This window comes from Conyzicola lurida (assembly GCF_014204935.1).
Lineage (GTDB): Bacteria > Actinomycetota > Actinomycetes > Actinomycetales > Microbacteriaceae > Conyzicola > Conyzicola lurida.
On record NZ_JACHMJ010000001.1, the window covers coordinates 1,723,803 to 1,736,311 of the forward strand.

Here is a 12,509-nt window from a genome sequence, read left to right on the forward strand (position 1 = left end):
TAGCCGTTACTTACCCGCAGGTGCAAACCCTTACCCTGCGGCGGCTGGGCACGATCACTCACAAAGGAAGAGGTCAACGGTGACGGTTAACGACCAGGATCCATACTCGGTGCACAACATCGATTCAGACCCTGAGGAGACCGCCGAGTGGCAGGAATCCCTCGACGCCCTCGTGGCGGCACTCGGACACGAGCGCGGACGCGAAGTTATGCTCAGCCTCCTCAAGCGCTCGAAGGAGCTCCACCTCGGCGTTCCGATGGTGCCGACGACTGACTACCTCAACACGATCGCTCCCGAGAACGAGCCCGAGTTCCCCGGCAACGAGGACATCGAACGCCGCTACCGCGCGTGGATCCGCTGGAACGCGGCCATCACCGTGCACCGTGCGCAGCGCCCCGGCATCGGTGTCGGCGGCCACATCTCGACCTACGCGTCGTCCGCCGCCCTCTACGAGGTCGGCCACAACCACTTCTTCCGCGGTCACGACGCGCCCGGCGGAGCCGACCAGGTCTTCTACCAGGGCCACGCCTCACCCGGCATGTACGCCCGCGCCTTCCTCGAGGGACGTCTGACGACCGACCAGCTCGACGGTTTCCGCCAGGAGAAGTCGCACGTCAGCGGCGGCCTTTCCAGCTACCCGCACCCCCGTCTGATGCCGGACTTCTGGCAGTTCCCGACGGTGTCGATGGGTCTCGGTCCGATCAACGCGATCTACCAGGCGCAGGCCAACCGCTACCTCACCAACCGCGGCATCAAGGACGCCTCCGACCAGCAGGTCTGGGCGTTCCTCGGCGACGGCGAGATGGACGAGGTCGAGAGCCGCGGCGCCCTGCAGTGGGCGGCCAACGACGGCCTCGACAACCTGAACTTCGTGATCAACTGCAACCTGCAGCGCCTCGACGGCCCGGTGCGCGGCAACGGCAAGATCATCCAGGAGCTCGAGAGCTTCTTCCGCGGCGCCGGCTGGAACGTCATCAAGGTGGTCTGGGGCCGCGAGTGGGACGACCTGCTCAAGAACGACCACGAGGGCGCCCTGCGCGACCTGATGAACCGCACGCCCGACGGCGACTACCAGACGTACAAGGCCGAGAACGGCGCGTACGTGCGGGAGAACTTCTTCGGACGCGACCCGCGCACGCTCAAGATGGTGGAACACCTCACCGACGACCAGGTCTGGGGCCTCAAGCGCGGCGGTCACGACTACCGCAAGGTCTATGCCGCGTTCAAGGCTGCCACCGAGCACAAGGGCCAGCCCACCGTCATCCTCGCCAAGACGGTCAAGGGCTACGGTCTCGGCCCGTCCTTCGAGGGCCGCAACGCGACCCACCAGATGAAGAAGCTGACGCTCGACAACCTCAAGCAGTTCCGCGACGAGATGCACATTCCGATTACGGATGCCGCACTCGAAGAGAACCCGTACCAGCCGCCGTACTACACGCCGGGTGAGAACGACGAGGCCATCCAGTACATGCACGAGCGCCGCCGCGCGCTCGGCGGATACCTGCCGGAGCGTCGCTCGAAGTACACGCAGATCAACCTGCCCGAGGAATCGGCCTGGGACATCGCGAAGAAGGGCTCCGGCAAGCAGGAGATCGCCAGCACCATGGCGTTCGCCCGTCTGCTGAAGGACCTGCTGCGTGCGAAGGACTTCGGTCACCGCATCGTCCCCGTCATCCCCGACGAGGCGCGCACCTTCGGTATGGACGCGTACTTCCCCACGGCGAAGATCTACAACCCCCAGGGCCAGCACTACACCTCCGTGGACCGCGAGCAGCTGCTCGCCTACAAGGAGAGCCCGCAGGGCCAGATCGTGCACGTCGGCATCAACGAGGCCGGTGCCTTCTCCGCGTTCACCGCGGCCGGCACCTCCTACGCGACGCAGGGCGAGCCGCTGATCCCGGTCTACGTCTTCTACTCCATGTTCGGATTCCAGCGCACGGGTGACGCCATGTGGGCGGCCGGCGACCAGATGACCCGCGGGTTCATCATGGGCGCCACGGCCGGACGCACGACGCTGACCGGCGAGGGCCTCCAGCACGCCGACGGCCACTCGCTGCTGCTCGCGTCGACGAACCCCGCCGTCGTGTCGTACGACCCGGCCTACGGATACGAGATCGGCGCCATCGTCAAGGCCGGCCTCGAGCGCATGTACGGCGGGACGCACCCCGACCCGAACGTCATGTACTACATCACGCTCTACAACGAGCCGCTGCAGCAGCCCGCCGTTCCCGAGAACTTCGACGAGGAAGGCGCCCTCCAGGGCCTCTACCTGCTGAAGACCGGTCAGGAGCACGGGCCCAAGGTGCAGCTGCTCGCGTCGGGTGTCGCCGTGCCGTGGGCTCTCGAGGCCCAGGAACTGCTGGCGAACGACTGGGGCGTCTCCGCCGACGTCTGGTCGGTCACCTCGTGGACCGAACTGCGTCGTGAGGGCCTCGCGGCCGAGGAGCACAACTTCCTCTACCCCAACGAAGAGCGCTGGATCCCGTACGTGACGCGCAAGCTGTCGCGCACCCAGGGCCCGTTCGTCGCGACGACCGACTACATGCACGCCGTGCCCGACCAGATCCGCCAGTTCGTCCCCGGCGACTACGCGACCCTGGGTGCCGACGACTTCGGCTTCTCGGACACCCGTGCAGCGGCACGTCGGTACTTCAAGATCGACGGACCGTCCATGGTGGTCCGCGCGCTCGAGTCGCTCGTGCGCCGTGGGGAGATCGACTCGTCGGTTCCCGCGGCAGCGATCGACAAGTACCGTCTGCTCGACGTCAACGCCGGCACGACCGGAAACGCCGGCGGCGAAAGCTAACGGTGGCCGTCACCCCCAAGACGAAGGAGCAGACGCTCGCCTGGCTGCGCACCATTTCCGGTGAGCTGTCCACGGCGACGTTGAAGCGGCTGGACGACACGCTGCCCTGGTACGGCGATATGCCACCGGGGCGGCGGTCGGCCGTCGGTCTCGTCGCCCAGGCGGGCATCACCTCCTTCATCAGCTGGTTCGAAGACCCGAAGTCGACCCCGTGGATCGCCGCGGACGTCTTCGGGGCCGCCCCGCGCGAACTCCTCCGTTCCGTGTCGCTGCAGCAGACGCTGCAGCTGATCCGCATCACGGTGGAGGTCGTCGAGGCGCGCATCGGCGTCGGCGACGATGTGCTGCGCGAGGCGATCCTGCTCTACTCGCGGGAGATCGCGTTCGCCTCGGCCGACGTGTACGCCCGCGCCGCCGAGGCGCGCGGCCTCTGGGACGCGCGCCTCGAAGCGCTCGTCGTCGACTCGATCCTCAGCGGCGAGTACGACACCGAGCTGCCCAGCCGCATCGCCGCGCTGGGATGGAACGGCCACGGCGAGGTCTGCGTGCTCGTGGGCACCACACCGCGGATGCTCGACGTCGACCAGCTGCGCCGCACGGCCCGTCACCTCGACGCCGACGTGCTCATCGGGGTGCAGGGCAACCGGCTGGTGCTCGTCATCGGCCGCTCGACCCCCATTGCCGACGAGGCGGATGCCGCGACCCGCATGCCCTTCATCGAGATCGCCGCGCAGCTCGAGCCCGGTTTCGGTCCGGGACACCTCGTGCTCGGCCACGAGGTCTCGACGCTCGTCGACGCTTCCAAGAGCGCCAAGGCGGCACTCGCGGGGTTCGCGGTGGCGCGCGCCTGGCGCAACGCCCCACGCCCGACCCTGGCCGACGACCTGCTGCCCGAGCGCGCCTTCGCGGGCGACCCGCTCGCGCGTTCCACCCTCATCAACCGCATCTACCGGCCGTTGCAGCAGCACTCCACCGAGCTGCTCGCCACTCTCTGGTGCTACCTCGACAACGGCCGCTCGCTCGAGGCCACGGCGCGCGAGCTGTTCGTGCACCCGAACACCGTGCGCTACCGCCTCAAGCGCATCAGCGAGGTCATCGGCTGGGATGCCACGGGCGCCCGTGAGGCGCTCATCCTGCAGTCCGCGCTGATCATCGGCTCGATCGCCGAACCCGACGCGGCGCGCAAGCGCTGAGCCGCGCCATCCACCCCTCTCTCTCGCCGCCCTACGTTCGGAAATTCAGGAAGTTGTGCCACCCGCACACGCATACCGGGCCGTATGGGCCCGTTTACTGTCGCTCTTCCTGAATTTCCGATGAGCGGGGCGGCGCGGGTGGCATGCTCGGCGGGTGACAGCGACGACGCACCGCACCATAGCCATCGAGAGCGCGGATGGCGCCACCTCGGTCATCGAGACGTTCGGCGATGACGGACCGAACGTGCTGTTCCTCCCGGCGCTCGGCGTGCCGTTGCACTACTACCGGCCGCTGCTCGCGGAGTGGGCGTCGCGCGGGTACCGGCTGTCCGGGCTCGAACTGCGTGGGATGCCGCAGAGCTCGACCTCCGACGTACGTGCCAACGACTTCGGCTACAACCACGCGCTCGCGCTCGACATCCCGGCCGCCGTCGAGCAGCTGGAGCCCGGCCCGTTCCTGCTCGTCGGCCACAGCCTTGGCGGCCAGCTGGCGTTGCTCTACGCCGCCGCCCATCCCGACCGGGTGCGCGCCGTCGTCACGATCGCCAGCGGGTCCACCCACCACGGGGCGTTCCCGGGTGCGGCGGCCCGCGCCAAACGGCGCCTGCAGGTCGGGGTGGTGCGCGGAGTGACCCGCACCCTCGGCTGGTTCCCCGGCCACGTGCTGCGCTTCGGCGGACGACAGCCCCGCACGATGATGTCCGACTGGGGTTTCGAGGGCGCCCACGGCCGCTTCGTGCTCGCGGGCAGCGACGTCGACCACGAGGCGCAACTCGCCGACCTGCGCCTCCCCGTCCTGATGCTCACGCTCGACGGCGACCCGACCGTGCCGCGCCTGTCCTCCGACCATCTGGGCGCGCGCCTGCGATCGGCCGCCGTCTCCACGGTGCACGTCGACCGGGCGCAGAACGAGGGTGTCGCGTTCGACCATTTCCGCTGGGCCCGCCGCCGTCCCGGGGCCGTGCTGGCACCGGTCGCCGGCTGGCTCGACGGGCTGGGATGACCCCCGGCGCCTCGCCTCGACAGGACGAAACGGGCCCGTCGCACGCTCGACAGGATCAGGGGCGGCGCGTCGGCCGCACGGTCCTGTTCGACGGCGTGCACACCGTGGGTTGTGGACACTCGCCAAGGCCCGTGACGAATCTCAGTGGAGTGTGCACAGCGGCTCGTGGCCCCCGGCTGGCAGACTAGAGCGCGTGATTGTTGTCGTTGCGCCCGGACAGGGCTCCCAAACTCCCGGATTTCTCGAACCCTGGCTTGCCGAGTCGCGCTTCCGCGACCAGCTCGCCGGCATCTCCGACGCGGTCGGCATCGATCTCGTGGCGCACGGCACCACGAGCGACGCAGACACGATCCGCGACACCGCGGTCGCCCAGCCGCTGATCGTCGCCGCCGGACTCCTCACCCTGAGCGCCCTGTTCGCCGACGGCCGTCGCGACAGGGTCGCCGGCGTCGCGGGCCACTCGGTCGGCGAGGTGACCGCGGCAGCCGCCGCCGGCATCCTCAGCGAGACCGACGCCGTCGCCTTCGTGCGCGAACGCGGCACCGCGATGGCCGCCGCAGCGGCGGAGACCCCGACCGGCATGAGCGCCGTGCTCGGCGGCGACGAGGCGGAGCTCCTCGCCCGCCTCGAGCAGCTGGGTCTCGAGCCCGCCAACTTCAACGGCGGCGGCCAGATCGTCGTCGCGGGAGCCCTCGACGCCCTCGACGCCCTCAAGGACAACCCGGTCGCCGGCAGCCGCGTCATCGCGCTCCAGGTCGCCGGAGCCTTCCACACCCGCTACATGGAGCCCGCCGTCGCCCACCTGCGCGACTTCGCGGCCACCCTCACGCCGAGCGACCCCACACTGCCGATCTGGTCGAACCAGAACGGCCAGACCGTCGCGGTCGGCGCCGAATTCCTCGACCTCCTCGTCGGGCAGGTGTCGTCGCCGGTGCGCTGGGACAAGTCCATGGCGGCGTTCGCGGAGGCCGGCGTGACCGGCATCATCGAACTCGCCCCGGCCGGCGCACTCGTCGGCCTTGCCAAGCGCGGCCTGAAGGGCGTGCCGACCGTGGCCGTCAAGACGCCCGACGACCTCGAGAAAGCATTCGCCATGATCGACGGGACAGCAGCATGAGCACCCCCACCCTGAAGCAGTCCAGTGGACCGCAGTTCACGCGCATCTACAGCTACGGCGCGGCGCGCGGCGATCTCCTCGTCCCGAACGACGACCTGATCGCCCCGATCAATTCGAGCGACGAGTGGATCCAGCAGCGCACGGGCATCATCACCCGCACGCGTGCCTCCCACGACGTCGGCGCGGTCGATCTGGCGACGGATGCCGCGACCGAAGCCATCGAAAAGTCCGGTATCGCCCCCGAACTCATCGACCTGGTCATCATCGCCACGATCAGCAACGTGCGACAGACCCCGTCGATGGCCGCCGTGGTCGCCGACCGCGTCGGTGCGAACCCCGCCGCCGCCTACGACGCCAACGCGGCGTGCGCCGGCTTCAGCTACGCGGTGACGCAGGCCGACGCGCTGATCCGCGCCGGAGCCGCACACTACGCGCTCGTGATCGGCGCGGAGAAGCTCTCCGACATCGTCGACCCGACCGACCGCAGCATCTCCTTCCTGCTCGGCGACGGCGCGGGCGCCGTCGTCATCGGCCCGAGCGACTTCCCCGGTATCTCGGTCCCCGTCTGGGGATCCGACGGATCGAAGGCGGACGCCGTCGGCATGAACTCGACCCTCACCCAGTTCCGCGACGGGGAGGCCGAGTGGCCGACCCTGCGCCAGGAGGGCCAGACGGTCTTCCGCTGGGCGGTCTGGGAGATGGCCAAGGTCGCGAAGGAAGCGCTCGAACTCGCCGGGATCACGGCCGACGACCTCTCGGCGTTTATCCCCCACCAGGCCAACATGCGCATCGTCGACGAGTTCGCCAAGCAGCTGAAACTGCCGGAACACGTGCTCATCGGCCGCGACATCGCGACCACCGGCAATACGTCTGCGGCCTCGATCCCCCTTGCCACCCACCGCCTGCTGGCGGAGCATCCGGAGCTCTCCGGCGGCCTCGCCCTGCAGATCGGCTTCGGCGCGGGCCTCGTCTTCGGCGCACAAGTGATTGTGCTGCCGTAAGTGCGGCGCACCAGCGCCACCGAAACCCTGCTCTAAACTAACTCTCGGTCAAACGACACACCCTTTAGGAGAAAAACCATGGCATTGTCCACCGAAGAAGTTCTCGCCGGCCTCGCCGAGCTCGTCAACGACGAAACCGGTATTGCTACCGATTCGGTCGAACTGGACAAGTCGTTTACCGACGACCTGGACATCGACTCGATTTCGATGATGACGATCGTCGTCAACGCCGAAGAGAAGTTCGACGTCAAGATCCCCGACGAAGAGGTCAAGAACCTCAAGACCGTCGGCGACGCCGTCAGCTTCATCACCGCAGCACAGGGCTAAGCGCCTCCCATCCGCGGCTGGCCGGCCGCCCTGCGTCCGGCCACGCCCGCGAGTGAGATCTCTGAACTTAAAAAGGATGTTGTTGTGACCAAAAAAATCGTTGTAACCGGTATCGGCGCGACCTCGCCCCTCGGCGGAACCGCACCGGAAACCTGGACCGCCCTGCTCGCCGGGGAATCCGGGATCAAGACCATCGACCACGAGTGGGTCGCCACGCACGAACTGCCCGTGACCTTCGCCGGGCAGGCGAAAGTGCGCCCCGAAGAAGTCCTCGAGCGCCAGGAAATCAAGCGCCTCGATCCCTCCAGCCAGTTCGCGCTCATTTCCGCCCGCGAAGCGTGGGCGGATGCCGGACTCGTCGACGCCGGTATCGACCCGACCCGCGTCGGAGTGGACTACTCCACCGGCATTGGCGGACTGTGGACCCTCCTCGACGCGTGGGACACGCTGAAGGAGAAGGGCCCCCGCCGGGTCCTGCCGATGACCATCCCGATGCTCATGCCGAACGCCGCCTCCGCCGCGATCAGCATGAACCTCGCCGCCCGGGCCTACTCCCGCACCGACGTCTCCGCCTGCGCGTCGAGCACCGAGGCCATCGCCAACGCGTACGACCACCTGCAGAAGGGCTACGCCGACGTCGTCATCGCCGGCGGAACCGAGGCCGTCGTGCACCCGCTGCCGATCGCGGCCTTCGCCGCCATGCAGGCGCTCTCGAAGCGCAACGACGACCCCGCCACCGCATCGCGTCCCTACGACGTCTCGCGTGACGGCTTCGTGCTCGGCGAGGGCGCGGGAAGCGTCATCCTCGAGACCGAGGAGCACGCGCTCGCCCGCGGCGCCCGCATCTACGCGGAACTCGCCGGCGGCGGCGTCACCAGCGACTCATACCACATCACCGCTCCGGACCCTGAGGGTGCCGGTGCAGCACGCGCCGTCTACGCCGCCCTCGAGCAGGCCGGCGCGACGGTCGACGACGTGATGCACATCAACGCCCACGCCACGAGCACCCCGGTCGGCGACATCGCCGAGTACAAGGCGCTGCTCGCGGTCTTCGGCGAGCGGGTGCACGAGATCCCCGTGTCGGCGACGAAGGCGGCCACCGGTCACCTGCTCGGCGGTACCGGTGCGCTCGAGGCGATCTTCACGATCCTCGCGCTGCACAACCGTCTCGCTCCCCCGACGATCAACCTCACCGAGCAGGATCCCGCGATCCTCCTCGACGTGGTGACCAGGCCGCGCCCGCTCGGCGAGGGCCCGCTGCTCGCGATCAGCAACTCGTTCGGATTCGGCGGCCACAACTCGGTCGTGGCGTTCCGTAGCTACAACTAAGGCAGCACAGGCGGATTGAGCCTGTCGAAATTTATGGAGACACGGATTTCGACAGGCTCGATTGTCCTTTAACCGACCTTGTGCAGCCAGACCACCTGGTTGTCCGAGCTGGCGTGCCTGAAGGCTTCGAGCTCGTCGTCCCACGCCTGGCCCAGGGCCAGCCGCAGTTCACGGTGCAGTTCGAGGGCGTTCGAGCCGGCGACATCCATCGCATAGCGCAGTCGGTCCTCGGGGATCACGGTGTTGCCGACCGCATCGGTCTGCGCGTAGTAGATGCCGAGGTCGGGCGTGTGCATCCAGCGGCCGCCGTCGTTGCCCGCGGACGCGTCTTCGGTGACCTCGTAGCGGAGGTGCTCCCAGCCGCGTAAGGCGGAGGCGATCTTCGCGCCGGTGCCCGGTGCGCCCTCCCAGTAGAACTCGGTGCGCTGCACGCCTTTGAGAACGGGCTGCTCGACCCATTTGAAGTTCACGGCGCGATCGATAGCGCGACCCGCCGCCCATTCGATATGCGGGCAGAGAGCGCGAGGAGCGGAGTGCACAAATAGCACTCCGCGAGCGTGTAGTGCAGTCACGTTCTTCTCCGTTCTGTTAGGTACGACTTCCCCATCGACCTGGCAAACGGATGCGCGTGACCGCGCGTGTTCAATTGTGACTGCAGCTTGCATTATGGCGGATGCACCTGCGAAATAACAAGGCTGTACTTACGCCCCGGTAATTACTTGGCCTGCGAGTAGTTGTCGACCACCGCCGTGGTGATCGGGAAGCGCACCGGCATCTCGCCGAAGATCAGACGACCGGCATCGGATGCCGCGGCTTCGAGTTGCGCCACGACCTCGTCCGCGAGCTCGGGCGGGGTGTGCACGATCACCTCGTCGTGCAGGAAGAACACCAGGTGCGGCCGGTCCGTGAACCGACCGCCGCGCAGATCCCAGAGCCTGCCGCGGAGCCCGGCCATCCAGCAGAGCGCCCACTCGGCAGCGGTCCCCTGCACGATGAAGTTGCGCGTGAAGCGTCCCCAGCCGCGCGACTGTCCGCGCGCCGCACGCTGCAGGGCGTCGCTCGCGCCCTGCACCGATGCGCTCTCCTGCAGCTCGCGCCACGCCTCGCCGGGCAATGGAGAGCTGCGGCCGAGCCGGGTCGTCACGATGTCGCCGCGCTCCCCCACGCGGGCCGCGGCCTCGACCACCGCGATCGCCCGGGGGAACGCGCGGGTCAGAGCGGGCATGAGCCGTCCGCCGTCGCCCGCGGTCGCGCCGTACATCGCGCCCAGCATCGCGACCTTGGCCTCGGCGCGGGTCTTCACGGCGCCGCTCGCGACGATGCCCTCGTAGAGGTCGCCGCGGCCGGCTTCGGCCATGGCCCGGTCGGCGCTGAGCGCGGTGAGGATGCGCGGTTCGAGCTGCGCGGCGTCGGCCACCACGAGCTTCCAGCCGGGGTCGGCGATCACCGCGCCGCGGATCTGCTTGGGCAGCTGCAGCGCTCCCCCGCCGCTCGCACCCCAGCGCCCGGTCGCGGCGCCGCCCGGCACGTAGTCGGGCCGGAACCGTCCGTCGGCGATCCAGGTGTCCAGCCAGTTCCATCCGTTGGCGGTCTGCAGCCGGGAGAGTTTCTTGTATTCGAGCAGCGGCGCGATCACCGGGTGGTCGATCTCTTTGAGCTCCCACGACCGGGTCGACGCGACCTGCAGCCCGGTGCGACGCAACGCCTTGAGCAGCTCGGCGGGCGAGTCGGGGTTCACGTCGTGGGTGCCGAGGATGGCGCGCATGCGGTCGAGCAGTTCCTCGAGCTTGGCGGGGCGTTCCAGGCCGCGCGGGCGGTCGCCGAGCAGGTCGGCCAGCAGGCGCTCGTGCACGTCGGCGTGCCACGGCAGCCCGGCGGACTTCATCTCGCAGGCGATGAGCGCGCCGGCGGACTCGGCGGCGAGCAGGAGCCCGATGCGGCCGGGCTCGGCGGCGGTTGCGGTGGCGTCGCGCTGCAGCAGGAACTCGGCGAGCGGGTCCGTCGGCGCGGTCTCGGCCGGGTCGTCGTCGAGGTCGAACAGCGCACCGTGGGTCTCGGGCTTGTCGGCGAGCGGCGTCGCCCGGTCCCAGTGTCCGACGGGCGAGAGGGCCAGAGTGGATGTCGCGGTCAGCGTCGATCCGCGGAGGAGCGCGTGCGACAGCCGCAGGTCGACGCACCGCTCGACGCGCACGCCGGCCGCGAGCAGCTGCGGGTACCAGCGGGTGGTGTCGTCCCAGACCCAGCGCGGACGCTCGCGTTCGAGCCGTGCCACCCACGCGGGCAGATCGGCCTCGGACACCGTCTCGGCGGGCGCGATCTCGGACGCGTCATCCGCGAGCCGGAGCGCGACTATGCCGCGCGAGCTGCGGGAGAGGACGACGTACACCCGTCAATTCTCCCGCCTGTCGCCGACACCGCCGACCGCCCGCGGATCGAGCCTGCGCGGTGTCTCGACAGGCTCGACCCGCTTGGGCGCTCAGCAGAGGACCGACGTCCGCTCACCGGGCGTGACGACCACCGTCAGCACGCGCTCTGGAAGACGACCGGCGCCCACAGCTCGGCGATCACCCCGCCATTCACGAACGCCTGTGCACCCCAGTACTCGTTCTCGTCCTGGCCGAAGTCGGCGTCGTTCGAGTCGGTGTACTCGCCCCCGGCGACCTCGTAGTCGACGTACGTGTTGTCGGGGAGCGCCGAGTTCACGTGCGTGCCGACACCGGGGATCGACGCGACAAGCTCGGTTTCCGGTTCACCGACTGAGAAGCCCGTGGGCGTCTCGATCGACACGTCGCCGACGGTTGCCGATTTGACGGTGAGCTGCACGTACTGCCCCGTGGGGAGCTCGGTCCGCTCCCCCACGAAGTCGTACAGCAACTCCACCGCGTCGTCGCCCCACGTGGCACGCGCCGCTTCCGTGTGGCATGAGTTGTCGCTCGGCCGCGTGGTGACCGCGGGCTCGCTCCCGAACACCGCGGTCAGGTAAGCGACCGTTGTCGCTCCGTCCGACGTGTAGTCGAGCGACGACACCTCCTCGCCGTTCTCATCGATCGCGGTAACACCCGTGCCACCGACGGTCAATACCGCGATGGCCGGTCCCGCGACCGGCTCCGCAGTGGGCGAGGCCGTGGGGTCGGCGGCAACACCCGTGCAGCCGGACAGCGCGACGAGGACGGCAGCGGCGACCAGAAACTCTCGACGATAAATTCTCATGTAGACATCGTGGGGCATGCGGCTCCGGCTCGGGGTAACGAATCTGCATCGACTAGGAGAACGGCTGCGCGGTCTCCATCAGCCGCGAGCGGATCATAAATCGCAGTCCCTCCGGAGCCTCGAGCGAGAACCCACTGCCCCTTCCCTTGACGACGTCGATGGTGAGATACGTGTGGCTCCAGTACTCGAACTGCTCCCGCGACATCCAGAAATCAATGGGCTGTGCCTCGCCACCGGGCGAGATGTCGAGCACCCCCAGCAGGATGTCGTTGTCGCTCGTGATGAAGTCCCCGTCGGGGTAGCACATGGGCGAGCTGCCGTCGCAGCAGCCGCCCGACTGGTGGAACATCAGCGGACCGTTGTTGCCCCAGAGCTTGCGCAGCAGGTCGACGGTTTCCGCCGTGGCGGCGATGCGCGGCAGGGTCTCCCCGGGAATGACGACACTGGCTTCGATCATGGTGTGCTCCGATGGTTCGGTGGCCGGCCCGCACTCGCGGATGAGGCCGGCCACCGGGCTGGTGGT

At 68.7% G+C, this 12,509-nt stretch carries 11 protein-coding genes; 7 read left to right on the top strand and 4 right to left on the bottom strand.

The genetic code is table 11. From position 1 onward, the window contains the following. The first annotated feature begins 79 nt into the window (after positions 1 to 79). The 7 genes from aceE (at position 80) to fabF (ending at position 8,776) form a co-directional block, all read left to right on the top strand. The gene (gene aceE, locus HD599_RS08305) at positions 80 to 2,806 is read left to right on the top strand and encodes a pyruvate dehydrogenase (acetyl-transferring), homodimeric type (RefSeq protein WP_184235868.1); all 2,727 of its coding nucleotides are present in this window, start codon (positions 80 to 82) and stop codon (positions 2,804 to 2,806) included. A 2-nt stretch (positions 2,807 to 2,808) separates the two neighbouring features. Next, entirely contained in the window at positions 2,809 to 3,999 is a 1,191-nt protein-coding gene (locus HD599_RS08310) for a PucR family transcriptional regulator (protein WP_343061969.1), read from the top strand. A gap of 154 nt (positions 4,000 to 4,153) precedes the next feature. Further along, positions 4,154 to 5,002, top strand: coding sequence for an alpha/beta fold hydrolase (locus HD599_RS08315; protein ID WP_184235871.1), 849 nt, complete (start codon positions 4,154 to 4,156; stop codon positions 5,000 to 5,002). Between the two features lie 193 nt (positions 5,003 to 5,195). Beyond that, positions 5,196 to 6,119: an acyltransferase domain-containing protein gene (locus tag HD599_RS08320; RefSeq protein WP_184235874.1), complete on the top strand. Its 924-nt coding sequence runs from the start codon at positions 5,196 to 5,198 to the stop codon at positions 6,117 to 6,119. Further along, on the top strand, positions 6,116 to 7,120 hold the full coding sequence (locus tag HD599_RS08325; protein WP_184235877.1) for a beta-ketoacyl-ACP synthase III: 1,005 nt from the start codon (positions 6,116 to 6,118) through the stop codon (positions 7,118 to 7,120). Before HD599_RS08320 ends, HD599_RS08325 begins: the two co-directional genes overlap by 4 nt. A gap of 78 nt (positions 7,121 to 7,198) precedes the next feature. Continuing rightward, on the top strand, positions 7,199 to 7,447 hold the full coding sequence (locus HD599_RS08330) for an acyl carrier protein (protein ID WP_184235880.1): 249 nt from the start codon (positions 7,199 to 7,201) through the stop codon (positions 7,445 to 7,447). Positions 7,448 to 7,531: 84 nt separating this feature from the next. Beyond that, positions 7,532 to 8,776, top strand: a complete 1,245-nt coding sequence (fabF, locus tag HD599_RS08335) for a beta-ketoacyl-ACP synthase II (RefSeq protein WP_184235883.1) — start codon at positions 7,532 to 7,534, stop codon at positions 8,774 to 8,776. A 68-nt stretch (positions 8,777 to 8,844) separates the two neighbouring features. On the opposite strand, the gene HD599_RS08340 is transcribed toward fabF, so the two are convergent. From HD599_RS08340 to HD599_RS08355, 4 genes are all read right to left on the bottom strand, one after another. Then, on the bottom strand, positions 8,845 to 9,348 hold the full coding sequence (locus tag HD599_RS08340; RefSeq protein WP_343061970.1) for a DUF3145 domain-containing protein: 504 nt from the start codon (positions 9,346 to 9,348) through the stop codon (positions 8,845 to 8,847). A 143-nt stretch (positions 9,349 to 9,491) separates the two neighbouring features. Next, entirely contained in the window at positions 9,492 to 11,162 is a 1,671-nt protein-coding gene (locus HD599_RS08345) for a bifunctional 3'-5' exonuclease/DNA polymerase (protein ID WP_184235888.1), read from the bottom strand. Positions 11,163 to 11,296: 134 nt separating this feature from the next. Further along, positions 11,297 to 11,986, bottom strand: a complete 690-nt coding sequence (locus tag HD599_RS08350) for a hypothetical protein (RefSeq protein WP_184235891.1) — start codon at positions 11,984 to 11,986, stop codon at positions 11,297 to 11,299. 52 nt (positions 11,987 to 12,038) lie between these two features. Beyond that, positions 12,039 to 12,443 (bottom strand): DUF779 domain-containing protein, encoded by a 405-nt coding sequence (locus tag HD599_RS08355; protein WP_184235894.1) that lies wholly within the window; start codon positions 12,441 to 12,443, stop codon positions 12,039 to 12,041. Positions 12,444 to 12,509 lie beyond the last annotated feature (66 nt).